We start from the raw sequence: 26,180 nt of genomic DNA, 5'->3' as shown, positions 1-26,180 counted from the left end.
CCGATGACCAACGATCAGGAAGTGACAACCATGAACCCGACCGTCGAAGCGCTGCTGGCCCGATCCAATCGTCTGGGCTCGGACCCCAGCAACACGAACTACGCCGGCGGGAACACCTCGGCCAAAGGCACCGACACCGACCCGGTGACCGGCTCCGACGTCGAACTGATGTGGGTCAAGGGATCCGGTGGCGATCTCGGCACTCTCACCGAGAACGGCCTGGCCGTGTTGCGCCTGGATCGTCTCCGTTCACTGGTCGATGTCTACCCGGGTATCGACCGTGAAGACGAGATGGTCGCCGCATTCGACTACACACTGCACGGCAGGGGCGGCGCAGCACCGTCCATCGACACCGCCATGCACGGACTGGTCGACGCCCCACACGTCGACCATCTACACCCGGACTCCGGCATCGCGATCGCCACAGCGGCCGACGGCCCGGAGCTGACGCGCACGATCTACGGCGACACCGTGGTGTGGGTTCCCTGGCGTCGCCCCGGATTTCAACTCGGACTTGACATCTCGGCAATCAAAGCCGCCAATCCGCAAGCAATCGGATGCATCCTCGGCGGCCACGGCATCACCGCCTGGGGAAACACCTCCGAGGAGTCGGAGGCAAATTCGCTGGAGATCATCCGCGCCGCACAGACCTACCTCGCCGAACACGGTCGTTCGGAGCCGTTCGGTCCGGCAATGAACGGGTACGCAGCCCTGCCGGAGGCCGAACGCCGGGCCAAAGCCGCAGCGTTGGCACCGCACATCCGCGGCCTGGCCTCGATGGACGAGCCGAAGGTCGGCCACTTCACGGATTCGGATGTGGTGCTGGACTTCCTGGCCGCAACCGAGCATCCGCGACTGGCCGCCTTGGGAACCAGCTGCCCGGACCACTTCCTGCGCACCAAGGTCACGCCACTCGTTCTCGATCTGCCCGCCGACGCCTCGATCGAACAGTCGGTGGAACGTCTGCAGACCCTGCACGAGGAATACCGCAAGGACTATCGCTCGTACTACGAGCGGTACGCGACCGAGGACTCCCCTGCGATGCGCGGTGCGGATCCGGCAATCGTGCTCGTTCCCGGCGTGGGCATGTTCAGCTTCGGGGCCAACAAACAGACCGCACGCGTGGCGGGCGAGTTCTACGTCAACGCCATCAACGTCATGCGCGGTGCCGAATCGGTCTCCACGTACAGCCCGATCGACGAGTCCGAGAAGTTCGACATCGAGTACTGGGCGCTCGAGGAAGCCAAGCTCGCTCGGATGCCGAAGCCGAAACCTCTCGCCACTCGCATCGCACTGGTGACGGGCGCGGCCTCGGGCATCGGCAAGGCCATCGCTCACCGTCTCGCGGCGGAAGGCGCATGCGTCGTCATTGCCGACCTCGACGCGCAGAAAGCCGCCGACGTGGCCGCCGAGATCGGCAGCACCGACGTAGCTATCGGTGTGCGCGCCGACGTCACCGACGAGGCCGCGGTGCAGGCCGCTGTCGACGCCACGGTCCTGGCCTTCGGCGGGATCGACCTCGTCGTGAACAACGCCGGACTCTCACTGTCCAAACCGCTTCTCGAGACGACCGTCGCCGACTGGGATCTGCAGCACGACGTCATGGCGCGGGGGTCGTTCCTCGTCTCACGTGCAGCGGCGGCGGCATTGATCGCGCAGAAGATGGGCGGCGACATTCTGTACATCTCCTCCAAGAACTCGGTGTTCGCCGGGCCCAACAACATCGCGTACTCCGCCACCAAGGCAGATCAGGCGCATCAGGTGCGACTTCTCGCTGCCGAACTCGGCGAACACGGCGTGAAAGTGAACGGCATCAACCCGGACGGAGTCGTCCAAGGATCCGGCATCTTCGCCGCAGGCTGGGGTGCCTCGCGCGCCGCGGTCTACGGCGTCGACGAAGCCGATCTCGGAAAGTTCTATGCACAGAGAACTCTGCTGAAGCGAGAAGTGTTGCCCGAGAACATCGCCAATGCCGCGTTCGCACTGTGTACCTCCGACTTCTCGCACACCACAGGTCTGCACGTACCCGTCGACGCGGGTGTCGCGGCCGCATTCCTGAGATGAGTACGGCACAGGTCGCCGCTGTCGACCTCGGCGCGACGAGCGGTCGCGTCGTGGTCGGTACGGTCGGCACCGACACATCCGGGCGCGACGTCCTCGAACTCGACGTCGTCGCGCGGTTCCCGAACGAACCGCTCAGATTGTGGAACGGAACGCGGGCAGCTCTGCACACGGACGTGCCCGCCCTGTTCGGTCACGTCCGCCGAGGACTCGACGACGCAGTACGCGCCGGCGAGAACCTGGTCAGTATCGGCGTCGATTCCTGGGCAGTGGACTACGGGCTGCTGCGCGCCGGTCGATTGCTCGGGCTTCCGCACCACTACCGCGACGAGCGGTCCGAACGCGGGGTCGAGCTGGTGGAGTCGGTGGTCGGGCGCGCGGAGTTGTTCATGCGCAACGGTTTACAGTTCCTACCCTTCAACACCATCTACCAGCTGGCGGTGGACCGAGCCGACGGTCTGCTCGAACCCGCCGACCGACTACTGCTGATACCGGACCTCATCTCGTACTGGCTGACCGGCCGCGAGACAACCGAACGCACGAATGCGTCGACCACGGGTGTGTTCGGTACAGACGGAGCGCTCGATAGAGCACTGCTCGACCGACTCGGCATCGGTACATCACTGTTCGCACCGAGCGTCGATCCGGGGTCGATTCTGGGTGGCGTCCTTCCGGGTGTCCTCGATGTCGGTACGAGCGCCGCGGTGACTGCAGTCGGTTCGCACGACACCGCATCGGCGGTCGCTGCGGTGCCGATGGACCCCGATTCGGCGGTCTACATCTCGTGCGGAACCTGGGGGCTGGTCGGTGCCGAAACACGGTCACCCGTAGTCAATGCCCACGTGCAGGACGCCGGCTTCACCAACGAGGCAGGCGTCGACGGACGAAACCGCTTGTTGCGCAATGTCATGGGACTGTGGCTGCTGTCCGAGACCGTTCGCGAATGGAGCCGAGCGGACGGCACGCAGGTCGACCTACCGGCCATGTTGGCCGCCGCTGCAGACTGCCCTGCTCCACCACACTCGTTCGATGCCGACGACCCGATCTTCTTGCCCCGCGGCGACATGCCGGAGCGAATTTGCACCTGGTACACCGACAGAGATCTGCGCGCACCGAACTCCCGCGCCGAGATGGTTCGCGCCATCGTCGAATCGCTCGCGTCGGCGTTCGCCCGCGCAGTGCACGACGCTGCATCGGTCGCCGGCATCACGGTTCGGCAAGTGCACCTCGTCGGCGGGGGCGCGCAGAACACACTGCTGTGCACCGCTCTTGCCGATCGACTCGGACTCGCCGTGGTAGCCGGTCCGATCGAAGCCACGGCATTGGGAAACGTTCTCGTACAAGCGCGAACGCACGCGCTGATCACAGGCGACCTGGACAGATTGCGACGTGCAGTCGCCACAACATTTCCACCCGTGTGGCACGCACCTGCATCCCGCCGTCGAACACTCGTGGACTGACACTCACCTGAGAGGAAGCCCCCGAAGGTGCGCGATCTGGCACCGCTCTTGCGATTCAAGAAGCCCCAACTCGACGCCATGAAGCGTCGGGTTGGGGCTGCACTGACGATCGACGATCTTCGGACAGTGGGCGGAGGCGGAGTTGTCCACCCCGCGGTCGCGGAAACTCCACGCCCGGTTCGACCGTCGTGACTGGCGACGAGCGATACCGGAATGAACCACACCCCCAACGGGCAAGACCACCGAGATTGCGGTCTATCGGGTTGCGCCGCAGGGGCATCCACGGCTACGCCGCGCGCTGACCGGAACCTAGTCGAGGGCGAGTCCGAAATGAAGCGGGTAGACGGGGTCGACGGTGTCGGAGGGAACATCCTCGCGAGACGCGCGAACCGCATCCATCGATCGGGGAATCTCGACCGGGAGCTTTCCGACCGGACGGATGGAGCCTGCGAGCGCAGCAAGTACCGCGTCGTCGGAGCTGCCGTATTCCACGGCGAGGGCAGACACGAACGGCACGAGTGGTGTCATGATCGCAGGGCGGTCGAGGTTCACCACGACGATCAGAGGGCAGTGACCGGCGATGCGCGACAACCTGTGGACGAGGCCGGGAGCGAACTCGAGCGAGCCCTGATGAAACCACGCTTCCAGAAAAAGGTCACTGCGCGGCTCGAAAGGAGCGCCGAGGCGGACGATGGCGACATCCGCCGAGTCGGGGTTCGGAACTGCATCAGCCCACTGCTCCAGCGCGCTCGCTGAAAGGTTTTCACTGTAAACCTTTGTCCTGGCCGGACTTGTGAAGAGAGGAAGAATGGGGGTTCCGCCGTGATCTTTGTTCTCGAGGAGGGTGATCGAGGCGGCCTGTGCGTCGAAACCGAGAGCGCGGAAATCTTTTCGGGCGAGAATTTTCTCGGCTGCGTCCTCGTCGACGTAGGGGTTGTCGAAGAGACCGAGCCGAAATTTCACCAGAAGAAGGCGACGGGCAGATTCGTCGATCCGAGTTGTGGTGACACGGCCCTCGGCTACGAGCTGGAGGAGCATTTCGACGCACTCCTCGCCTCCGAACTGATCGGCGCCGGCGTGGATTATCTTCTCGACTCGTTCCAAAGGGTCCAAGTCCTCGACACCCCAGGCGCGAGCGGGGAGAACTTGATCACCGACGACGTTGTCGTTGACGAGTTCCCAGTCGGTGACCACGACCCCGTCGTAGCCGAGCTCCTCTCGAAGCAGACCGGTGATGATCTGCTTGTTGAAGCCGAACCCGACCTCCTCGATGGGGTCGCCGTCACGCGTCAAACCCTCCGGCATCCCGTAGTAGGGCATCATCCCGGCGGTGCCGCGAGCGATCGCCTCACGGAACGGCCGAAGGTGGTAATCGAACAATCCGCCGGGGTAGATCTGCTCGCGACCGTAAGGAAAATGGGCGTCCTCTCCGTTCTTCTGCGGACCGCCTCCGGGGAAATGCTTGGTGGTACACGCGACACTGTCCGGCCCGAGGACGTCACCCTGGAAACCTTGCAGGTAGGCGGCAGTGAATTCGGCAACCCGGTCCGCATCGTGGCCGAAGGTCTGGGCCTGTCGGCCCCATCTCGGTTCCGTAGCGAGATCGATCTGGGGGTGTAGCGCGGCGCGGATGCCGACTGCCCTGTACTCCTGCCGGGCCGTGTCAGCAAAGGTGCGGATGGCGTCCACGTCGTCGAGCGCAGCGAGCCCCAGCGCTTCCGGCCAGCGCGAGAAGGCCCCGGCGGAGAACGAGACACCGGCGTTGTCGTAGGACGCGTGACGAGGATCGGTGCTGATCGTGACCGGCACTCCGTGCGGCGTCGATTCGGCGAGCTTCTGCAGGTTGTTGTTCCAGCGGGCGGCCTGCCGTGCGGTACGGATCCCGTGAATGTTGAAGTGACTCATGTTCTTTCCCACGACTACATCGGAAGTCGGGGACTTCGATATGAAACCGGGCTCTTCCACAAGATCGCCGTCGGTGCCCATCTCGATGACGGTCTGAAACATCAGTCCGACCTTTTCCTCAAGGCTCAGGCGCGCGAGAAGGTCCGCCGTTCGCTCCTCGGGGGACAGCCGCGGATCCTCGTAGGGTTCCATCACCCCGTTCTTGTTGAGATCTCGAAAGATGGTGCCGTCAGGAGCAGTCGACGTCGTGAGCGTCATGGGTGCCTCTCGGATTCGGAGCGAAATGCCTAAATGTCAAATGGCGGTCAGAAACTCCACAATGGAGTCCCGAAACTGCGCGGTGTACCGCGGTTGGGAGTGGTCTCCGTCCAAGACGATGAGGGTGGAGTCGGACATCGCCGCCGTCACCAACTCCGGTTCGCCGGCGAACGGATCCTGATCACCTGCCAACAACAGAGTCGGCGCAGACACCTCTTTCACATCGACTCCCCCGGCACCCATCGTCGCCGCGACGTAGCCGAGAGCGATCCTGTCTTTTCCCGCGGCGTCGACGGCTGCCCGCCACGCCTGGAGCCCAGGATCGGGGATTTCGCCTGGGTCCGCGTTATGAAAGGCATGTACGAACGACGTGGCCGGAACGATCCGGGTATCGACTCCGCCCAGTGCGACAAGGCTTCCGCCGATGCCGCCGATGACGATCTTCCGGACGCTGTCATTGGTCATCGCCGCATTGAGTGCGATGACCGCGCCCATCGAGTAGCCGACCACATCGAACTGCCGAATACCAAGTGCGACGGTCAATTCGAGTAGATCTGCAGCGAACCTGCCGAAGCCGTAGGCATTGGCGTTGTGCGGAGCGTCCGAGTTGCCATGACCTCTGGCATCGACGCCGATCACGGACAGTCCTGCTTCGATGAGAGCACCGACGACGCCGGTATCCACCCAGTCCTCGACGGTGTCGCTGGTGAAACCATGCTGGAGCAAGACCACTCGGCCGGCTGGATCACCCCAACGTCGGTAGGAGATCGTCACCCCGTCGCTGGTCCGGAATCGCTCGAACGGAACTTCCCCGACTTCGGGCATCGCTGTACTCATAGCCAACTTTCCACTACTTTTCCGGCATGGAGTGTTCACACACTGGTTTTGTAGTGTGCACTTCACTATCCAACTGGTCAAGTGCTGGCGCTGACTCAGGTCGCGGCCAGGCCGTTGCGCTGAGAACGACGCGCTACGGCATGCTCGACGAAACCGCTGACAGCGTCGCGGTGTCGAGTGCGATCACGCTTCCGTTTTTTTCATGTCCTCGGCCAGCAACTCAACGAGTCGGGTCATGAGCAGGATCGCGCCCTTGGTTGCCTCCTTGTCGCCCGTATCCATCTGACGGCGCAGAACGCCGTCCATGGCGGAGCCGAAAAACACTGTGGCAGAGGGGTCGACGATTCCCGCGGCCGCAAGCTGTGCCGTGACCGCGTGTTCGTAGTTGTCGTACATGCGTTTGGCGACCGGACGTAATCGCTCGCTGCGCGTCGCTTCGTTGAGGACCTCCCGATTGAAGGCCACCATGCCCAGCTCGTCCGCTGCGACCTGCTCGACTTGATCGCCGAGCGGTGGCACGGGTTCGCCTTCCGCGCGAGGCGCCGCCCCGGACAAGGACACCTCCATCGAGTACAGCATGGCCGCCTCGATGAGATTTTCGCGAGTGCCGAAGTGATGCACGATCATCCCGTGCGTGAGACCGGCCTCCGCGGCAGCAGCACGCAGCGTGAAGCCCCGGAGGCCTTTCGCTGCAATAACGGCAATTGCACCTCGGATGAGGTCTCCACGAGTGTCGCTCTGCTCGGTATCGGATCCCATTTGCGCGACTTTAGCGTAGGCCGAAGGTCCGAATTCGATGACACCGAACGCATCGAAGCAATTATCCAACTGGATTACACTCGCCTACACATTCCCCGATTCGAGAGAAGACCATGTCCAACACTCCTCCCCTGGCATCGGACACCGCTACTGCATCCGATACTCACGCCCCCGTCATCCGCCCCGGACAGCCTTGGTTCGATACGACGGGTGCGCGCATCCAGGCTCACGGCGGATCCGTCCTACAGCACGAGGGCATGTACTACTGGTACGGCGAGAACAAAGAGTTCACCGACGGTCGCCCCGATGTCTGGCACTGGGGCGTACGCGCCTACCGCTCCGACAATCTGGCCGATTGGGAGGACTGCGGTCTCCTCATCCCGCCCACCCCAGGGGATCCGAACGGTCCGATGCATCCCTCACGCCAGGTCGATCGGCCACACATCATCCGCAACGATCGCAACGCCACGTGGGTGTGCTGGGTGAAAATCATGGGTGGTGGCGACACCTGGTCGTGTTTCGTCGCCGACGAACTACTCGGCCCCTACGAGTTGGTGGCCGACGGCGTCCGACCGGCAGGCTTCCTCGCCGGCGACTTCGATCTCGTTGTCGATCCGAACGACGGCCGAGCGTACGCCTACTTCGAGCACCCGCACTCAGAACTCATCTGCGCCGATCTCGACGAGGACTACACCGGGTTCACAGGTAATTTTTCCCGCCACTTCGATTCCCTTCAGGTTCCGGAGGTCAGGGAGGCCCCTGCCTACTTCCGTCACGGAGATGCGCACTACCTCGTGACATCGGGGACGTCCGGCTACTTCCCGAACGAAACAAGGATTGCAGTGGCCGACGACTACCACGGGCCATGGCGTGACCTCGGCAGCCCTCATATCGGCCCCGGCGCGCAGCTCTCGTTCCGGTCGCAGATCAGCTGCGTGTTTCCACACCCCGTCGAAGCGAACACCTACATCACGGTCGCCGATCGCTGGCTCCCACATCTCGACGAGACGCAGTCCGACCAACGGGAAATGTTCCGGGCCTTCTTCGACGAATCTTCCAGCGAGGACCTGGTAGCAGAACTCGCGGCGAAAGCAGGCTCCGACCTCAACGAAGCGAACACGTCGATTGCGGATTACGTGTGGTTGCCGTTGACGTTCGAGGGCGCCATCCCGCGAATCGAGTGGCTCGACGAGTGGAACCCCCACTCTCGATAATCCATCTGGATACCAATTTGCGCGAAACCATTGTGTCGCCGATGCGACGTGCCTATAGTCCTATCCACTTGGATTACACATTCTCGCGCCGGTGCGGCGGATCACTTCCCACCCCGGACTGCGACCTACCCGAGCGACATCGCACGATGCACGCAGGAAAGGAACGTCATGTCGACTCCGCCTTACGACGAGGGGCGAGCTGTGCTGTCCGACTCGCCGATTCTGGACGCCATCGACTCGCCACGGCTGTCCACGCCGGCGGGCCGTGGTACTGCACCGCTGCTCGGGATCCTCAATCTGACAACGGTTGCGAGCGCATTGGGCTTTTCCGCCGTCCTTTTGCCTAACCAGCTCACCATCCTCGACGAGGGATCCAAGGTAGGAAACCTGGCCCTCATTTCCTCGGTCTCGTTGTTCGTCAGTGTGTTGCTCGCACCGCTCGTCGGAGCACTCAGTGACCGGACTCGGTCTCGTCTCGGCCGTCGGGCTCCCTGGATACTCGGCGGCGGTCTGCTCAGCGCCTTCTCCATCATCGTCATCGGCTTCACGACTTCCGTTCCGACGATCATTCTCTTCGCCGTCCTGATGGGCGTGGGCTCCGCGACACTCGGGGCGCCCGTCTCTGCGATCGTGGCAGATCGTTATGCCGTGAACCGACGCGGCATCGTCTCGGCCTATATCGGACTCGGTCTGAACGTCGGCTACTCCGTCGGCGTCATCGTCGCAGGCCTGCTCGCCTCGAACACGCGGGTCGCGTACACCTCATTCGGTCTTGCCATCGCGGTTGCCGTCATCGGGTTCGTCGTATTCGCACCGGACAGTTCGAGCAAGGAAGCCCATTTCGAGCCGATGAACTGGAAGGCTTTCGTCCTCGGCTTCTGGATCAATCCGGTTCGCCACCCGAACTTCGCCTGGGCTTTCGCCGCGCGCTTCCTGTACATCCTCGGCGCGTTCGTCGTCAGTGCGTTTCAGTTCTTCATCCTTACCGATTACATCGGGCTCGAGCTCGCGGACGCGAACACTCAAATCGGCATCGTCAGCATCGTCGCACTTGTCCCTACCGTAGTCGCCTCGTACGCAACGGGATACATCTGTGACCGATACGGCCACCGCAAACTATTCCTTGTCGTCGCGTGCGTCCTCATGGGCGTCGGCTATGCGGTGATGCTCGTAACGCCAAGCCTGACAGGCCTTTACATCATGTCGATCATCGGTGGGGCCGGATTCGGAATGTACCTCACATCCGACGCTGTCATCATGACGCAGGTGCTGCCGGACCTGGAAGGAGCTGCGGGCAAAGACCTCGGCATCCTGAATATCGCGACCAACCTGCCACAAGCATTCAGCGTCGTACTCGCCGGAATCATCACCACGTCATTCGGCGGATATGTCGGACTCTTCATCGCCGGCATCATCATCTCGGTCTTCGCCACTGTCGCAATCGGTTTCATCAAGGTGAGCAGCTAGCCGCTGCGCAACGCACATCGGCGAAAACCGCCCGGGGAAACATCTCCGGGCGGTTTTCGCCGATTCACCCACCGAACGAGCCGCCGGCGCATCGCGCCGGCGGCTTTCTACGCGAGGGCCAGACCGACCGCGTCTCGCCGATCGCGAACGCTGTCCACGAATCGGTCCGCAATGGCCTGCGTTCCCTCTTCGCCGGGATGGAGGCGGTCGGTCAGCAGATCGACGTCACCTTCGCCGATCAATACTCTTCCGTCGAGAACCGAGATGAGTTCATCGCCGCGAGCCGAAACGACGTCGCCGACGAGCCGACGAATATCGGTGAGGGTGAGTGCTCCGAGTCGCTGCGTGTCGGCCGCTCGGAAATTCCCGTCGGGATCGATGTCGATCGGCCCGCCCACATTCTCGTGGAACGAGCAGTACAGCGGGGTGATCACCAGGATGGGCAGGTCCGGGTGCCTGGTTCGGAATCGATCCAAGAAGCCGTGCAGCGCCGGGACGAACGTCCGCTCGATATGCGAATCCCAGTTGACGATGTTGATGCCGACCTCGATGGTGAAAACATCGATCTCGAGTTCGCTCAACGCGTCGGCCACGAAGGGATCCAGCAGGCAGTTTCCAGAGAAACTGGCGTCGACGACTCGCGCACCCAAGGCGCGGGCGGCACGGATCGGCCACGGCGACTCCGGATCCGGGAGACCGGCTCCGTGACTGATGGAACTTCCATGGTGCAGCCACAACGGCCCGCCGCCGCGGATCAGGGGGCTCAACGGCCGATCCGCTCGAACGTCGACGACGGTGGTGGCAGCGCCCTGCGGCAGATGGATGATCACGTCCCTTTCGACGTCGGAGTCACCGAGCTCGAACCGGACAACCGAGACGCCACCGCGTACCTCGCCGGAGTCGGAGACGATCACACCTTCGTCCGCCGGAATCTCGACGGTGCGACGAAATGGTCCGGAGGACAGACTGACGACGACATCGTCGACTCTGCCGAGGAACGAATATCTCGTGAATATCGCGCTCATGGCGATATGCGAAGAGCGGGTCCTGAAGCCGATGCTCACACCTGTCGTGGCGCGCGCGAGTACCTCGAAATGGGATGAGCCCGAACGCCGTCGCGCCCATTCGGGAAGATGGCAGGGAGCAATGCCCTCCGCTGGGCGCTCGAGGAAAGCCGCCCCCTCGATCGCCTCCGCCAGGGCGTCGCCTTCGAGCGAGAAGGCAAGTGCGTTCACGTCATTATCCATTCGGATAATCTAGCAAATCTACCGACGGTCGTCGTTCAACTTCGAGCCCCCACCCCAGCTCGACGCTGAGAGTTGTATAGCGTCTGCTATATTTCATGTCGTTTCGGCGATCGTTCCGCGTTGCCGGTAGTCCAGCAGAGGAACCGATGAACATCACGTCACCTTCACCGATCGAATCGGACGCCTTCCCGTCGACGGAGCGCATCTTCGGCTGGATCGAATATCTCGCGGGACTCGGACACCGTAGGACCGGAACTCCGCAGGGGCGCGCGTCGGCCGAATACATCGCGGACAACCTTCGCAGCTTCGGGCTGCACGACGTGGTTATCGAGACGGCTCCGACCCCGTGTCCGGTTGTCCACCAACAGCTTCTGCACGTCGGGAATCAGGCGATCGATTGCTTCTGGGTCAACGGAACCGGTCGGAGCGGAACCCTCGGCAGGTTCCGGAGTGCCCTGGACTCGGTCGAGGTCGTGCATCTCCGGCACGGTTGGCCGTCCGACTTCGACGGGGTCGACGTTGCGGGCAAGATCGTCGTTTGCGACATCGAGTTCCTCGAAAGCTCGAATGCCGCTCTCCTCGAACATCATCCCCGGGGTGAGGCCTACGATCCGGACGGCTCGTTGCAGGAGGAACGGAACAAGTACGACATCTACTCGCCGTACAACTGGCCGGACAACTTCTTCCGGGCTCAGCAGTCGGGGGCGGTCGGGTTCGTCGGTGTGCTCCAGAACTACATGGATCGGTTCAACTACAACGAGGACTACACCGAGAACGGACAGGCGCTCGGTATCGACGCGATGTCCATGCCGGCTGTGTGGGTTTCGCGTGACGACGGTGCGACCATCGAGAATCTGATGGTCTCGTCGGCAGGGTCGGCTGTGGCGTCGCTGATCGTCGATGTCGAGTACGAGCTCGTGGACGCGCTGAACGTCAGTGGGATGTTGCCCGGGGCGACAGATGAGATCGTGCTCGTCCACTCTCATCATGACGCCGTCTTCTCCGGAGCGGTGCAGGACGCGTCCGGCGTCTCGGAGGTCCTTGCCCTGGCCGAATATTTCGCATCCAGGCCCCTTGCGGAGCGATACAGGACCATGATGTTCGCGGCCACGGACACCCACTTCACCGACTACGTCGGCCACCTGTCCTTCCTCGAGGAACGCCGCGCCGCGAACCACGACATAGTCCTCGACCTCTGCATCGAACACGTGGGGAACGAGGTCGAGCTCGACACGGCAAATCGTGCAGTCGAGACCGGTCACGCCGAGCCCCGGCTCGTGTACGTATCGGAGAAGTCCGGCCTCTACGACGTCGTCAGAGCGGCGTTCGTACGGAACGGCCTCCGCCGCACGGTCTTCCTCCCGGTCGAGCATCGGGAGGAAGACAACGACGAACCGTACGTCTTTCGCCCCGACGAGGTAGTCAGCGACGCCTACTACTTCGCCGAGGCCGGCATTCCGGTCGTGAGCATGGTCGCCGGACAGATGTACCTCTTCCATCCGTCCGACACACTCGACCGGGTGACCGTCGACGACCTGCGCCCGGTCGGTCTCGCTTTCGCCGAGATAGCCGCAACGGCAGTGCGTCCACCCGGCACGAATCCGAGCGCGATGTAGTTGCTACGAGGGCCGGATTTCCGAGGACATGCTATCGGTCGCGTGCGGCGCAATCGCGAACGACTCGATGCAGATTTTTATGGAATAGCCTTTACATATAAACCGCAGAATCACAGAATCGAAGACGGAACCGCCGCCCACCGGGCTGCGCCGTCGAGGTGGGAGACAGACATGGTCGATCAGACGTGGCACACCGCGAGTGAGCTCGCTCGGATGTACCGGTCGGGGGAATACTCTCCCGTCGACGCGGTGGAATCCGCGTTGCAGCGAATCGAGCAGGTCGACCACCGAATCAATTCGATGGTCACCGTCACCGCAGAACTCGCGCGGGTTCGAGCACGCGCAGCCGAGGCGAGGTTTCAGCGGGGCGATGAGCTCCCCGACCTCTTCGGTGTACCCATCACCGTCAAGGATCTCACCGACACTGCAGGCGTACGGACGACGTACGGATCCACCCTCTACGCAGACCACATCCCCACCACCGATGCTCTCGCCTGGGAACGGTTGAAGTCCGCAGGAGCCATCCTGATCGGAAAGACCACAACCCCTGAGTTCGGAATGCTCAGCGTGACCGAAAGCCGACTGACCGGCTCGACATCGACCCCGTGGGCCCTGGGACACGCCTCCGGCGGGTCGAGTGGAGGCGCCGCGGCGAGCGTCGCCGCAGGCATCGCGCCACTCGGCTGGGGATCGGACGGAGGCGGTTCGATCAGGGTTCCGGCATCCTTGTGTGGCGTAGTGGGAATCAAACCGTCCACCGGCCGCATACCTCATGCCGACAATTCCGATCCTGACGGTACGGAGGGTCCCCTGGCCCGTACCGTTCTCGATGCAGCGCTGATGCTCGACGCGACCGCGGGGCGACACCCGCGCGACCGATTCACCATTCCGACCGGAGACGACGTGTTCGCCGACGCCGCTCGCCGTCCTGGTGACCTCCGTGATTGGAGGATCGCCGCGACGACGAATCCCCACCACGGCCCCGTCGACGGCCAGGTCGCTGCCAGGTTCGAGGCGGCCCTGGACGATCTGCGACTGCTCGGAGCGACCGTCGAGACAGTCGAGCTCACGCTTCCAGACCCGACCGACTACTTCATCGCGTACTGGGGTGCCGACTTCGAGGACGCCGTCCGGCAGTTCGGATCGAGCGGAGAGGCGTGGCCCTCGATTCTCGCGCTGGCGCGCCGCGCCGAAGCGCTCACTCCCCAGCGTGTCAGCCATGCTGTGCGAGGCGAGAAGACCGAAATCTACAACGCCTACGCGACTGCGTTCGAATCGTTCGACCTCATCGTCACGCCCACGACACCGACGACGTCCTTTCCGCACTGCGGCGACCTGGGGGGACCGGAGCGCGTTGCAGGCGAGAAGGTCGTGGACCCTGGCCTGTTCTTGCACCGATTGACGGAACCGCCTTCGCACGCCGGACTCCCGGCGATCACCGTGCCCTGTGGATTCAGCGATGAAGGCCTGCCTGTCGGATTGCAATTCATCGCTCCGCTCTACGAGGACTCGCGTGCGGTTCACGCCGCTGCGCGGTACGAGTCGGCCACCGAGTGGCACACGATGCACCCGTCGTTCGGTGAGTAAGAGCCCTACCCGATCGTTCACCGTCCTCGCGCCGAGACTCAGGTAGGTATCGCGTCTGGCCGGACCGACGCCGCGTCGAAAAAAGAGGCCGAAGAGCACCCGCCGAACGCTGCCGCATATTATCCAAATGGATTACACTTTTCGACACACCCCAGTGATGCACGGCCGGCCGATCGTCGACAGGCGAAATACCGCGCCAGGCCTCGTCCTCGCCGTAGGGCAAACCCACTGGCCCACCACTCGGCATCCTGGACCACCGGCCTGATCGAAGGACAGCACGTGAACGACCTGCTCTCGAACAACGAAGTTCGTCTCGGCCCCTCGACCGAGGCCGAGGAAGACGCCCTGGCGGCAGCACGACCGTGGTCGGCGCACTGGATCGGAGTCGGCGACGGTGCCAAGCCGACCGGCTCTATCGCGGGAATGGACGGTGCCTTGGTCCAGGCCCGTTCGGAAGTGGTGCTGTTCAGTCGCCATTTCACCCTCACAACGGTGCCCCTGCTCGCTCGGCTGCGGGTCGCCGCCGACAGTAGATACATCGTGTGGCTCAACGGCGTGGAAATTGCCCGCGGTCCGGCACGCTTTCAGCCGCGCCGTCTCGAAGCGGACGACATCGAGGTCGCGTCCGAGCTACGCCGTGGCAGCAACCGACTGGTGGTTCAGGTGACGTACTACGGAGAAGCCAATGCTCTGTGGATGCCGGCCCGCACGTCAGGCGGGCTCGGTGCGCACGCCGCGCTGCTCGCGGAGCTCACCCTCTCGCGCGAGTCGATCGTCACGGACGAGCACTGGTGGGTGAAAAGGACGATCGCGACAACGCGCCTTCCCCGCTCCGACATCGAAGGAATTCCCGCCGAGGTGTTCGACGGTCGGCTCGCCGCGTCGCGCACGGATGCGGTCGACCTGAGCTGGTCGAGAGCGCAGCTACTCAGCGTCGGACACATTGCCGGAGCCGGACGGTCGCAACCACCGGCCGATCCCTACGGCAGTGTCCCGTCACACCGCACGCCGATGTATCGGACAGCCACGATCGAACCACGCTCGGTGACCGCGAATCATGCGCGCACAGTGGATCTCCCCGCGCCGGAGCATCCGAGCGCAGTAGTCCGAGCCGCCGAGGCTCCGGCTCGGGAGGAACTCTCGGGAGTCGACGTCGCGACCTCGACAGGGGGCGTGTTCTCGTACGATTTCGGCCGGATCGTCTTCGGTGTCGTCGAACTGACCGTCGATGCCCCTGCAGGAACGGTCGTGGACATCGACCTCCGTGAGGGGCTGTCCGCGACCGCCCAAGACGTGCCGCACGGGCTTCGCTATACGTGCGCCGAAGGACCCGGGGTCTTCGCGTCGACGGAACCGCACGGTTTTCGGGTGGCGGCCGTCCGCATGCACCACGAATCGGACCCCGCCGCTGCGCTTGCGATTCCCGCCCCTCGAATCACCGTCCGTGAGAACGTTCGAGACCGTCCCGGCGGGTCGACATTCTCGAGCGCCGACCCGTCGATCGACGCCATCTGGGCGGCAGGCGTACGCACTGTGGCGCTCAACACCACCGACTCGTACATCGACTGCCCGACACGGGAACAACGCGCGTGGGTGGGTGACGGGGTCGTGCACCTCGAAGTCGACCTCTACACGAACAGTGACCGCACCATGGCGCGTCGGTATCTGGTTCGATCCGCGTCCCCCCGGGACGATGGCCTGCTCCCCATGAGCGTCGCGGGCGATATCGAGGCCGCGGACGCGGTCACCGCACCCGCCTGGTCACTGCACTGGTTGCATGCATTGCACGTCTACGCGATGCACGAGGGAGTGGACGACCTCGTGGTGTCGCTGCTTCCCGTTGCCGAGCGTGTCCTGCGATGGTTCGTGCCCTGCGTCGACGAGCGGGGCACTCTTCGCGATGTCCCCGGATGGGTGCTCGTGGACTGGTCGAGTGTCTACACCGACGGTCGCAGCAGTATCTTGACTGGGCTCTGGGTGCGTGGACTGCGCGAATTCGCTGCCCTGAGTGCGGCGGCCCAGAACTACGGAGCGCAGTCGTGGGCGATCCAGCTCGCGGATGCCGCCCGAGAGGGATTCGAAGATTTCTGGGACGAGGATCGTGGACTGTATCTCGACCGCGTCGACGATGGCACGCGCCGCTCACGGGCAGCGTCACAACTGGGATCGGCGACGGCCATCCTGTCCGGTCTCGCGCCGCATCACCGTTGGCAACGGATCGCACGAGCGATCTCGGACCCCGAGCACCTGATCACCCACTCCTGGCTCGGAAGACTCATGCAGGGCATCGGCGGCAATGCGTTCGAGGGGTCCATGAGACACCATCCGGAGCCCGACTGGGACGTCGACCGCCTGATCGTTCGCGCGGAACCGTTCGGTGCGAGCCTGGTACACGACGCGCTCGGTGCGGCGGGGTGCACCGAGGAGCTGCTCGAGTCGATTCGCCGATGGTCGGATTTTCTCGATGACGGGTACGACACCTTCGGTGAAGGCTGGGGTTGGGGCAGCCACGCCCATGGGTGGAGCTCCTCTCCGACGAGCGATCTGTTCGCGAACATCCTCGGCGTTCGTCCCGCGGACTTCGGCGGCACGACCTGGCGTATCGAACCCCGTCTCGGATCCCTCACCAGCGCTTCAGGAATAGTGGTGACACGTGAAGGGCAGCTGCGCGTGTCCGTGACGCCCTCGGAAATCCTTGTCACAACGCCGTGCCGCGTGGAGATAGTGTCCGGCGGTCGAACGATCGTGCGCGAGGCAGGAGTACACGTATTGCCTCGGTGATCAGCCCACCGGACCCCACGGGGACGCGGGCGTCGAGGCCGGAAAGCCTCGACGCCCGCGTTCGGGACAAGATCGGTGTGCCGCGACAGCACGTGCGGTCACACGGACTCCGAGCGCAAACCCAGAACCCGAATGGCGTTCTCCTTCATGATCAGCGGCACCACCTCGTCCTTGATCCCGAGTTCGGCGAAGTCCTTGATCCACCGGTCCGGCGTCAGAACTGGAAAATCGGATCCGAACAGCGCCTTGTGCTTGAGCAGTGAATTGACGTTGCGCACCAACTGCGGCGGAAAGTACTTGGGCGACCACCCCGACAGGTCGATGTAGACGTTGGCCTTGTGGGTGGCAATCGATATGGACGAGTCGACCCACGGCACCGACGGGTGCGCGAAAATCATTGTCAGGGACGGGAAGTCGGCGGCGATGTCGTCCAGAAGCATGGGGTCCGAGTACCGCAGTTTGATACCGCGGCCGCCCGGAAGCCCAGCACCGATTCCGGTCTGCCCGGTATGGAACAACGCAACCAGCGAGTGTTCGGCGCACGCCTCGTAGATGGGGTAGTACTTCCGGTCGTTGGGCTCGAAATCCTGCAGGCTCGGGTGGAACTTCATGCCGCGGACTCCGTAATCGCGGGCGAGCACGCGAATCCGGGATATGGCCTCCTGCACGTTGTGCGGGTCGACAGAACCGAAAGGGATCAAGACATCGGCATGCTGAGCAGCTTTGGCCGCGATCTCCTCGCTCGATACCGGCGGGTGCCCCAATGCCGTTCGTGCGTCGACGGTGAACACCACGGCCGCCATATTCCTGTGTCGGTAATACGCGGCCAGATCGTCGACTGTGGGAGTGCGGTTGGTGCCCGGCTTGAAGTACTTCTCGGACGCGTCGAGCAACTCCCGATCGAGCGAACAGTGATGCGCATCGTCGGCTTCGACATGAGTGTGTACGTCGATGGCGACTATCGAGTCGAGGTCGAGTGAGGGCGTATAGGACACGATGCTCCTAGGGAAGGTGGTGGCTGGATCGCTTGAGGCGCATGATGTCGACGAGCAGACGGTCGCGGTCCGCGACGAGTCCGGCTTGGTCGATACCCGCCATTTCGTCGTCGATACCGGCGACGAGCTTGTCGGTGAGTTCTGAGGTCAGTTGTGGTTCGCCCAGATCGTCCATCCATTTCTGGGTGGGCGGGCCGAGGTGCTCGAGCAGGTGCCGCATCCCACCCGCCCCACCCGAGAGATGTTGCGTAGAAAGCGGACCGACGATCGCCCACCGCAAGCCGGGTCCGTTCGAGATGGCGGTATCGATGTCCGCTACCGTCGCAACCCCGCGGTCGACGAGCGAATACGCCTCACGCCACAATGCCGCCTGCAAGCGATTGGTTATGTGCCCCGGTATCTCTGCTCGTACCAGAATCGGCTTCTTGCCGAGTCCGCGATAGAACGACATCGCCGACTCGACGTGCTCCCTCGTAGTTGTCTGTCCGGGAACGACTTCCACCAACGGGACGATATGCGCGGGATTGAACGGATGGCCCACCAGAACACGACCGGGGTCCACGCGACACAGTTCCTGCAACCGACTCGGTGCGAATCCCGATGTGGACGACGCGACGACGACCCCGGGCCGCGCAACGGAATCGATGTCGGCGAGGAGAGCGCGCTTGTCTTCCAGACGCTCGGGCCCGCTCTCCTGGACGAAGTCGGCGTCACGGACGGCGTCGGCAGTGGTACCGACGAACCGCAGTGAACCGCGTACGGACGCGGGCCGGCCGGACAACTCGGACGCAATATCGAGCATGTCCTCCACGGACCTGATCAGGCGCGCCTGCGCTCCGTCCGCCGGATCGGTGGCGACCACATCGTGTCCGGCTGCGAGAAAGCTCGAGGCCCAGGCTGCTCCGATGACTCCGGTTCCAACGACGCCGACCGTCCCTGTCATTCGACGCTCGCGAACGCATCGAGGGAATCGGCGCGAGCCAAGGAACCTGGAGCCACCACGGTCGCCGGATCCGCACCGAGCAGGATCCTCTTGACCGGAATTTCGAGCTTCTTACCGGTGCGGTTGTACGGCACCACGGGAACCTCTCGGATGTCGTCCGGAACGTGACGCGGTGACAAAGACCGGCGCAGCGTCGACGAGATCGTCGTGCGCAGAGCGGAGGTCAACTCGGTTCCGTCTCCGGTCACGACGAAAAGCAGAAGACGGCCGATCCCACCCTGGTCGTCTTCCAAGTGAACGACGAGTGAATCCGTGATTCCGTCCAGTTCTTCGACAACGCGGTAGAACTCGGCAGTCCCGAGACGGACGCCTCCACGGTTCAGAGTTGCATCGGACCTGCCGGTGATGACGACACCGCCGTCAGCGCGAAACCGAATCCAGTCGCCGTGACACCAGACTCCGGGATACTTCTCGAAATATGTTGCACGGTAACGCGATCCGTTGTCGTCGCCCCAGAATTTCACGGGCATGGACGGAACAGGTTCGGTGATGACGAGCTCGCCGAGTCGTCCGATCACTTCCTTGCCGTCCTCGTCGTACGCAGTCGCTGCGAAACCCAGGCTGGGCCCGGACATCTCCCCCGCGTAGACCGGTGTCATCGGCGAAGCCTGCACGATGCCCGTGCAGACGTCGGTTCCTCCGCTGCCGACATTGAGCAGCACGCCCTGCCCGAACCGGTCGGCGACCCACCGATAGCCTTCGACGGGGAGCGGACTTCCGGCTGCTCCGAACTGTCGAATTGCCGACAGTTCGAATTCCTCGACAGGCTCGACCCCTTCTCTGCGGGAGGCCATCACGATGCTCGGACTCATCCCCATCACCGTTGCCTGCGTCTCGGCTGCGATCTCCCACTGGTAGCGCACATCGGGGAACGTCGGGTTGCCGTCCATCATCACGATCGACGACCGCACCACCAGCGCGCCCACCAGTGCGTTCCACATCATCCACGCCGTGGTGCTGAACCAGGAGAACGTGTCGCCCGGCCCGAGATCGAAGTGGAGGGCGTGGTTCTTCATCGTCTCGAGCAGGATCCCGCCATGACCGTGCACGATCGGTTTGGGTTTGCCCGTTGTGCCGGAGGAGAACAGGACCACCAGTGGATGATCGAACGGCACTGCCTCGAACTCGGGCAACGACCCGGTCGCGCCGGACTCGGCTGCCCCCAGATCGCCCCAGAGCGTCACGTCCTCGTCCACGACGACCGGCCCGTAAGGAACGGACACCACCGCCGACACCGTCGGCAACGCGCTACTGATCTGCGCCACCTCGGCGCGGCGATCCACTTCCTTGGAACCGTAGGTATATCCACCGACGACGAACAGCACCTTGGGGTCGATCTGCCCGAATCGATCGATCACGCTCGGTGCACCGAACTCGGGCGCGCATGCCGCCCAGATCGCACCCAAGCTCACCGTGGCGAGAAACGCCACCAATGCTTCAGGGATGTTCGGTAGGTACCCCGCCACCCGATCCCCCCTGGTGACACCGAGATCGACGAGACCGGCCCGTACCCGACGTACCTCGTCCCGCAGTTCGGCGAATGTCATGTTCAGATCGTCGCGGGTCTGCGACCGAGCCTTGACGGCCACGGAGTCCAGATCAGCGGCGGTTCCCAGAGAATGCTCGGCGTAGTTGATTCGCGCTCCGGGGAACCATTGCGCTCCCGGCATGACACGTTCGATCAGAACGGCGTCGTAGGGAGCGTGGCTGATCACCCCGAAGTAGTCCCAGATCGACTCCCAGAACTCCTCGATCTCGGTGGAGGACCAGCGCTGCAGCGCATTCCAGTCCTCGAACTCACGACCACGATCGGTCGAGAGCCACTTCAGGTAGGTTCCGACACGGGACGTCGCATGCACGTCTGCCGGAACAGGGCGAAGCACCTGAAGGGGCTCGGTCGACTCGGTCGCTGTCACCTCGATCGCATCGACCGGGCTCGACTTCACGTGGCTCGCTTTCACCTTGGGACCGCTACCGTCGAGAAACGATCCCATGCGCTCCTTGGCCTCGGCACTCGACTGCGCCACGGCGGCCATCAGCGACTCCAACATCGAGCCCTCGTCTCGGCCGACCTCGGCGATACGCGGAAGGGCCTGCAACACTGCGTAGTTGGTGACCCGAGAGTTGGCTGCAATCGTGGTGGCGAGCTGCACCGCTCGCTTCTCTCCGTCGTCCTCGAGGTACGTGGCCAAGCCGAGGCGTTCCCCCTCCACAGCGCTCAGAACACGGCCGGTCAGCATCATGTCCTGCATTCTCGCGACGCCGATCAGACGCGGGATGCGCACGGACGCGCCGCCGCCGACGAACAGCCCACGCTGCCCCTCGGGCAGCGCGAAGAACGTGCTCGGCTCGGCCACCCTGATGTGGGCGGCTGCAGCGAGTTCCAAGCCGCCTCCGACGACGGCCCCTCGAAGTACCGCTACGACGGGGACATCGCCGCCGGCCATCTCCCCCAATGCCTTGTGCCACATTCGAGAATGATGCAGTCCGCCCACGGCATCACGTTCGGTGAGCTCGGACAGGTCCAACCCGGCGCAGAAGTGTTGTCCGGTCGATGTCAGGACCACTGCGCGTATGTCTGCAGGAGGCGAACGAAAGAAGTCACCCAGAGCTCGAACGGTGTCGTCGTTCAATGCATTACGTTTGCGGGGACGATCGAGAGTCAGAATCCCGATATCCGCGCGGCGTTCGAAGATCAGGGATTCGGAAATGCGGTCGGTCATATCATCGGGCCTTACTTGTCGTAGTGTTTCCGTGAGCCCCGAGAGCGTTTCCGGAACGGAGGGCGTTCTTGCGCACCTTCCCGGATCCGGTGCGGGGAAGCGTATCGACGAACGTGACGAAGGCGGGCACCTTGTACTTGGCCAGGTGGTCAAGGGCGAAGCCGCGCAGAGCCTCTGCGTCCAGTGACGAATCATGTTCGATCACCACATAGGCATGGCCCACCTCACCCCACCGCTCGTCGGCAGTACCGACCACTGCACATTCCACCACCGCGGGATGCCGGTAGAGCACGTTCTCCACCTCTGCGGGATAGACGTTCTCGCCACCGGAGATGTACATGTCCTTCACCCGGTCGACGATGAACACGAACCCCTCGTCGTCCTGGTAGGCGATGTCGCCGGTGTGGAACCATCCGCCGTCGGTGAACGCGGCACGGGTCGCACCGGCGTTGTTCCAATACCCGGGCGTCACGTTAGGACCACGGACCAGTACCTCGCCTGCGGTGCCCGTGGCAGCGTCGAGACCTGATGAATCCACGATCCGAATATCGTCGAACATCACCGGCTGACCGGCGGAGCCTGCCTTGCGTTCTACATCACGGGGGCTCAGAAAGGTTGCGCCGGGCGAAGTTTCGGTCAGGCCGTACCCCTGGCAGAAGGTCACGCGCTTCTCGCGATAGGTCTCGATCAACTGCAGCGGGATGGGCGCTCCGCCCGACATGACACTGCGGAACGAACCGAGATCCGCGTCGCGCCACCGCGGCGACCTGGCAAGCTGAACATACATGGACGTCACTCCGAACATCCATGTGATCCGATGGCGCGCAATGAGATCGAAGGTATCGTCGACATCCCACTTCGGCGCGATGACACTGGTTCCGCCCTTGAGGAATACCGTGAGAACCACCTGGTTCAGTGCAGCGACATGGAACATCGGAGCCGAGACCAGCGCAACTTCGTCCGACGAGACATCGACGTCGAGCAGCATGTTGTAGCTGTTCCACAACAGATTCTCGTGGGTCAGCACCGCCCCCTTCGGATGCCCCGTTGTTCCGGAGGTGTACAGGAGAAAGGCCGGGTCGTCTCCGCCGACGTTCGCAGCGGGGACGTCTTCGGGCGGGGTCACGTCATCGGTCGACCATTCGACTTCATGAATGCGGGTGACGGACCGCAGGGCATCCAGCGCGGCCAGGGTCGGATCTGCAACGAGAACAGCAGCGTTCGAGTCGTCGAGCTGGTACGCCAGTTCGGGTGCGGTCAGACGGCAATTGAGCGGCATGAACACTGCCCCCAGCCGCACGGCCGCGAGCATGGTCTCCACCAGCGCGGGGTGGTTGGGCCCGAGGTATCCGACGCGGTCGCCGCGCCCGACCCCGAGTCGGAGGAGTTCCGCGGCACGATGCAGCACGCGCCTGTGCACATCGCGATACGTCAGTTCTGCGCCGAGGTACACCAGAGCCACCGCGTCGCCGCTCATCCGGGCTCGACGTTCGGACAGTGTCGCCACACCGGGCCGGTGTGTCACGAGTGCGCCGAACGACGCGAACCGTCGTCCGAATCGATGGGACCGAGTCCATTCCAATGCATATTAATTACGTTACGTCATCAGACTGCATTGTGTCGAGGATTCGTTAGCATTCGAGCATGGAACCGGACGAGGTCACGAGCACGCCGCAGTCGCTGTTCCTGACTTTTCTCGGAGTGCACGTGCTGGGCAAACCCATAGCGGTCAGCAGCGCATCGATCGTCGAGGTACTCGGATGGTTGGGAGTCGCGCCTGCAGCGACCCGCTCCCTGTTGTCGCGCAACACCGAGCGGCAGATCGTGGCGAGACACAAGGCCGGCCGCAAGACGTACTACTCTCTGACTCGACGCGGTTCCGTCATCCTCGAGGACGGTGGGAACCGCGTGTGGCGACGCGGTGGCGATCCCGCGTGGGACGGCCAGTGGACTACTGTCGCCGTCTCCATCCCGGAAGACATTCGCCATCTCCGCCATCGTGCGCGATCCCGGCTCGAGTGGGCGGGCTTCGGCAACACCGGATCCGGGCTCTGGGTTGCGCCCGGTCGACACCAGGTGCAAGAACTGCTCGGTCCGGGGTTCGACACCGTCGATCTCACCGTCATGATCGGACGCGCCGACCTGCCGACCACCGACCGCTCGCTGGTGTCGTCAGCGTACGACCTCGACGACATTGCCCGGCACTACGAGGATTTCGAATCCCGCTGGGCTGAAATCGACGTATCGAACATGCCTGCGACAGATGCTTTCGCTTTGCGCATCCGATTGCACGCTCAGTGGCTGTCACTCGGGCGAGCAGACCCGATGTTGCCCCCTCAGCTCCTGCCGGACAGGTGGCCCGCCGCACAGGCAGACCGTGTGTTCCGGCACCTGGACGCCACACTCGTACGCCTTGAATCCGCCACGGGGGAAACTCATCTCGACGCACTGTCCATCGACCCGGCACCCTCCGTCGACGACTGACCGACGCGGCAGGGTCGAAAAACAGCATCGTCGATCTCAGTTCGTGGAAGATCTGTCGGTCTTCAAGCATCCGGCCACAACTTTGCCTTGAAAAAGAACTGCTGTCGGTCGGATGTCGCGAATTTTCGACGGCTCTACGTCGAACAGATCTCGATCGATGACCACCAGATCGGCCCACTTGCCGACCTGAACAGATCCCGTCCGGTCATCGATCCGCAGCTGCTTGGCACCGTCGATCGTGTAGCCCTTCAGCAGGCGTTCCAACGACAACACCGAATCTGCACCCGGACGCACGCTCATCGGGAAACGCTCTGCGTCGAGAGGATATTGCGGATCCACTCGGGTGTGGGCCACCTGCATACCGAAGAATGGATCCCCTCTGTTCAACTCGTAGTCGGTGACGACGTCGCTCGAGAACGTCAATGTGGCACCGCTGTCGGCCATTTCGTTGAACGTGTACATCCGATCCCAGCGTTCGGAGCCGAGGTGAGCCTTCGCCTCCTCACCGAAATAACCACCCGACCAATGAGTCGTCCAATTCACGATTATTCCGAGCTCCGAAGGCCTGCGCATATCGGCTGGGTCCACCAATTCACAGTGCGCGAACGTGACCTGGATCGTCCACCCGACACCGCGGGAATCCGATTCTTCTCGCGCGGCCTGCACGGCGTCGCATGCAGTTCGAAAGGCACGGTCGCCCACCATATGAATGTGGAAGTCGACATCGGCATCGTTACACAGCACCAGACACCGAGTGAGGTCCTCGGTCTCCATCTGGATGGAACCGGTGCTGTGCGAGCAAGAGCTGGTGATCGGTGCGAGAACAGCGCTGTTCCCACTCTCGTTGGTGCCGTCGAGGAACAGCTTGAGTGTCCTGAATCGAATTTTGGCCGACCCGTACGTCTGCTGGTAGTGCCGAACCAACGCCAGAGCATCGGGCAGATCGGCAAGAGTCCGGAATCGAGGGGCACCTTCGTAGTAGCAATTCAGTTCACCTGCGGCTTCGAGCTCGGCGATGGCTCGGACCGAGCTCTCGTCTTCCACGAGGGCGTCGAATACCGCTGTCACTCCGCGCTCGGTGAAGAAGCTCAGTACAGGTCGTAAAGTCTCGACCGTGACTTCCTCCGGAGGACGCCATCCGAGCGCGTCGTACATCACGTCGAGAAAGTGCGCATGCACCGTCTCCAGAAGGTGGCCGGTGGGTTCACCGTGCTCGTCACGCACGAACATCTCCAGGCCGGGAACGGGATCGGGCGTCGAAGCGGTGACGCCCATCAATTCCAGCATTCGAGAGTTGACCCAATGGGAGTGCTCGCTGAAATCCTGGCAGAGAACGGGCCGATCACTGATGACCTTGTCGAGCAATTCCTTGGATGGAGCTCCGTCACCGAACAGAGTGCTCGGATAGTACTCGAAGTAGATGAACGGCATTTCTTCCGGCGGATGGGCGCGGCCGAAATCCCCGATGAAGCGAAGCACCTCGTCGAGATCGTGGGTCCACGGCAGCCGGATGTGCCACCGACTGCTCGCTACTGCCCCAGGATGGGTATGCGAGTCGACGATGCCGGGAAGCACGGTGCTGCCGTCGAGATCGTGGACGATGAACTGCTCGTCGCTCGACCACTCGGCACGGGTACCGACGAACGTCAGGCGACCGTCTTCCACCGCCATGGTATCGGCCCACGGCCGGTCGGGGTCCGACGTGTGAATGTTGGCGTTGGTGAGCATCAGCTTCATCGGTTCTCCTTGTGTCGTCACTCCGGGATGTTTCGTCACTCCGGGA

At 63.3% G+C, this 26,180-nt stretch carries 17 protein-coding genes and 1 pseudogene; 9 read left to right on the top strand and 9 right to left on the bottom strand.

What is annotated here, in order from left to right; all coding sequences use genetic code 11:
• The first annotated feature begins 3 nt into the window (after window positions 1–3).
• The 3 genes and pseudogenes from AC5WEY_RS09400 to AC5WEY_RS09390 form a co-directional block, all read left to right on the top strand.
• Window positions 4–2,064, top strand: coding sequence for a bifunctional aldolase/short-chain dehydrogenase (locus tag AC5WEY_RS09400; RefSeq protein ID WP_495645691.1), 2,061 nt, complete (start codon window positions 4–6; stop codon window positions 2,062–2,064).
• Window positions 2,061–3,521, top strand: a complete 1,461-nt coding sequence (locus AC5WEY_RS09395) for a rhamnulokinase (RefSeq protein ID WP_495645690.1) — start codon at window positions 2,061–2,063, stop codon at window positions 3,519–3,521. The genes AC5WEY_RS09400 and AC5WEY_RS09395 overlap by 4 nt, the downstream gene beginning before the upstream one ends.
• Before the next feature lie 27 nt (window positions 3,522–3,548).
• Window positions 3,549–3,650 (top strand): annotated as a pseudogene (locus tag AC5WEY_RS09390) (hypothetical protein); the annotation flags it as partial.
• Between the two features lie 180 nt (window positions 3,651–3,830).
• On the opposite strand, the gene AC5WEY_RS09385 reads toward AC5WEY_RS09390, so the two are convergent.
• From AC5WEY_RS09385 to AC5WEY_RS09375, 3 genes are all read right to left on the bottom strand, one after another.
• Entirely contained in the window at window positions 3,831–5,684 is a 1,854-nt protein-coding gene (locus tag AC5WEY_RS09385) for a glycoside hydrolase family 3 protein (protein ID WP_495645689.1), read from the bottom strand.
• A gap of 36 nt (window positions 5,685–5,720) precedes the next feature.
• On the bottom strand, window positions 5,721–6,521 hold the full coding sequence (locus tag AC5WEY_RS09380) for an alpha/beta fold hydrolase (protein ID WP_495645688.1): 801 nt from the start codon (window positions 6,519–6,521) through the stop codon (window positions 5,721–5,723).
• 183 nt (window positions 6,522–6,704) lie between these two features.
• Window positions 6,705–7,349, bottom strand: coding sequence for a TetR/AcrR family transcriptional regulator (locus AC5WEY_RS09375; RefSeq protein WP_495645687.1), 645 nt, complete (start codon window positions 7,347–7,349; stop codon window positions 6,705–6,707).
• A 44-nt stretch (window positions 7,350–7,393) separates the two neighbouring features.
• Here AC5WEY_RS09375 and AC5WEY_RS09370 point away from each other — a divergent pair, with 44 nt between their 5' ends.
• Both AC5WEY_RS09370 and AC5WEY_RS09365 read left to right on the top strand, forming a co-directional pair.
• Window positions 7,394–8,494 (top strand): family 43 glycosylhydrolase, encoded by a 1,101-nt coding sequence (locus AC5WEY_RS09370; protein ID WP_495645686.1) that lies wholly within the window; start codon window positions 7,394–7,396, stop codon window positions 8,492–8,494.
• 168 nt (window positions 8,495–8,662) lie between these two features.
• Window positions 8,663–9,961, top strand: coding sequence for an MFS transporter (locus AC5WEY_RS09365; RefSeq protein WP_495645685.1), 1,299 nt, complete (start codon window positions 8,663–8,665; stop codon window positions 9,959–9,961).
• Window positions 9,962–10,068: 107 nt separating this feature from the next.
• On the opposite strand, the gene AC5WEY_RS09360 is transcribed toward AC5WEY_RS09365, so the two are convergent.
• A complete protein-coding gene (locus AC5WEY_RS09360; protein WP_495645684.1) occupies window positions 10,069–11,208 on the bottom strand; it encodes a GDSL-type esterase/lipase family protein in 1,140 nt (379 codons plus the stop codon).
• Between the two features lie 146 nt (window positions 11,209–11,354).
• Between AC5WEY_RS09360 and AC5WEY_RS09355 the strand changes: the two genes are divergently transcribed.
• The 3 genes from AC5WEY_RS09355 to AC5WEY_RS09345 all read left to right on the top strand — a co-directional run bounded on the left by AC5WEY_RS09355 (window position 11,355) and on the right by AC5WEY_RS09345 (window position 17,192).
• Window positions 11,355–12,824, top strand: a complete 1,470-nt coding sequence (locus AC5WEY_RS09355) for a M28 family peptidase (protein WP_495645683.1) — start codon at window positions 11,355–11,357, stop codon at window positions 12,822–12,824.
• A gap of 171 nt (window positions 12,825–12,995) precedes the next feature.
• Window positions 12,996–14,411 (top strand): amidase, encoded by a 1,416-nt coding sequence (locus AC5WEY_RS09350; protein WP_495645682.1) that lies wholly within the window; start codon window positions 12,996–12,998, stop codon window positions 14,409–14,411.
• 279 nt (window positions 14,412–14,690) lie between these two features.
• Window positions 14,691–17,192 (top strand): alpha-L-rhamnosidase-related protein, encoded by a 2,502-nt coding sequence (locus tag AC5WEY_RS09345; protein ID WP_495645681.1) that lies wholly within the window; start codon window positions 14,691–14,693, stop codon window positions 17,190–17,192.
• A gap of 98 nt (window positions 17,193–17,290) precedes the next feature.
• Here AC5WEY_RS09345 and AC5WEY_RS09340 read toward each other — a convergent pair whose 3' ends face one another.
• The 4 genes from AC5WEY_RS09340 to AC5WEY_RS09325 are packed head-to-tail and all read right to left on the bottom strand — an operon-like array spanning window position 17,291 to window position 23,420.
• The gene (locus AC5WEY_RS09340; RefSeq protein ID WP_495646518.1) at window positions 17,291–18,190 is read right to left on the bottom strand and encodes an amidohydrolase family protein; all 900 of its coding nucleotides are present in this window, start codon (window positions 18,188–18,190) and stop codon (window positions 17,291–17,293) included.
• A 4-nt stretch (window positions 18,191–18,194) separates the two neighbouring features.
• The gene (locus AC5WEY_RS09335; RefSeq protein WP_495645680.1) at window positions 18,195–19,130 is read right to left on the bottom strand and encodes a 3-hydroxyacyl-CoA dehydrogenase NAD-binding domain-containing protein; all 936 of its coding nucleotides are present in this window, start codon (window positions 19,128–19,130) and stop codon (window positions 18,195–18,197) included.
• Window positions 19,127–21,913: an acetoacetate--CoA ligase gene (locus tag AC5WEY_RS09330; protein ID WP_495645679.1), complete on the bottom strand. Its 2,787-nt coding sequence runs from the start codon at window positions 21,911–21,913 to the stop codon at window positions 19,127–19,129. Before AC5WEY_RS09330 ends, AC5WEY_RS09335 begins: the two co-directional genes overlap by 4 nt.
• A 1-nt stretch (window position 21,914) precedes the next feature.
• A complete protein-coding gene (locus tag AC5WEY_RS09325) occupies window positions 21,915–23,420 on the bottom strand; it encodes an acyl-CoA synthetase (protein ID WP_495645678.1) in 1,506 nt (501 codons plus the stop codon).
• A gap of 137 nt (window positions 23,421–23,557) precedes the next feature.
• On the opposite strand from AC5WEY_RS09325, the gene AC5WEY_RS09320 reads away from it, so the two are divergent.
• Complete coding sequence (locus AC5WEY_RS09320) at window positions 23,558–24,397, top strand: PaaX family transcriptional regulator (protein ID WP_495645677.1); 840 nt, start codon at window positions 23,558–23,560, stop codon at window positions 24,395–24,397.
• A 36-nt stretch (window positions 24,398–24,433) separates the two neighbouring features.
• Here the strand turns inward: AC5WEY_RS09320 and AC5WEY_RS09315 are convergent, their stop codons facing one another.
• A complete protein-coding gene (locus AC5WEY_RS09315; protein WP_495645676.1) occupies window positions 24,434–26,134 on the bottom strand; it encodes an amidohydrolase in 1,701 nt (566 codons plus the stop codon).
• Window positions 26,135–26,180 lie beyond the last annotated feature (46 nt).

Source organism: Rhodococcoides sp. S146-33 (genome assembly GCF_059489205.1).
Note: the sequence above shows the minus strand (reverse complement) of the source record. Positions and strands in the feature narration are given on the sequence as shown.

Excerpts from the sequence above, each read along its gene's own strand:
- AC5WEY_RS09355 (WP_495645683.1), top strand. The coding sequence starts at position 11,355 with ATGAACATCACGTCACCTTCACCGATCGAATCGGACGCCTTCCCGTCG.
- AC5WEY_RS09320 (WP_495645677.1), top strand. The coding sequence starts at position 23,558 with ATGGAACCGGACGAGGTCACGAGCACGCCGCAGTCGCTGTTCCTGACT.
- AC5WEY_RS09350 (WP_495645682.1), top strand. The coding sequence starts at position 12,996 with ATGGTCGATCAGACGTGGCACACCGCGAGTGAGCTCGCTCGGATGTAC.
- AC5WEY_RS09370 (WP_495645686.1), top strand. The coding sequence starts at position 7,394 with ATGTCCAACACTCCTCCCCTGGCATCGGACACCGCTACTGCATCCGAT.
- AC5WEY_RS09385 (WP_495645689.1), bottom strand. The coding sequence starts at position 5,684 with ATGACGCTCACGACGTCGACTGCTCCTGACGGCACCATCTTTCGAGAT.
- AC5WEY_RS09400 (WP_495645691.1), top strand. The coding sequence starts at position 4 with ATGACCAACGATCAGGAAGTGACAACCATGAACCCGACCGTCGAAGCG.
- AC5WEY_RS09365 (WP_495645685.1), top strand. The coding sequence starts at position 8,663 with ATGTCGACTCCGCCTTACGACGAGGGGCGAGCTGTGCTGTCCGACTCG.
- AC5WEY_RS09335 (WP_495645680.1), bottom strand. The coding sequence starts at position 19,130 with ATGACAGGGACGGTCGGCGTCGTTGGAACCGGAGTCATCGGAGCAGCC.
- AC5WEY_RS09315 (WP_495645676.1), bottom strand. The coding sequence starts at position 26,134 with ATGAAGCTGATGCTCACCAACGCCAACATTCACACGTCGGACCCCGAC.
- AC5WEY_RS09360 (WP_495645684.1), bottom strand. The coding sequence starts at position 11,208 with ATGGATAATGACGTGAACGCACTTGCCTTCTCGCTCGAAGGCGACGCC.
- AC5WEY_RS09395 (WP_495645690.1), top strand. The coding sequence starts at position 2,061 with ATGAGTACGGCACAGGTCGCCGCTGTCGACCTCGGCGCGACGAGCGGT.
- AC5WEY_RS09330 (WP_495645679.1), bottom strand. The coding sequence starts at position 21,913 with ATGACCGACCGCATTTCCGAATCCCTGATCTTCGAACGCCGCGCGGAT.
- AC5WEY_RS09380 (WP_495645688.1), bottom strand. The coding sequence starts at position 6,521 with ATGAGTACAGCGATGCCCGAAGTCGGGGAAGTTCCGTTCGAGCGATTC.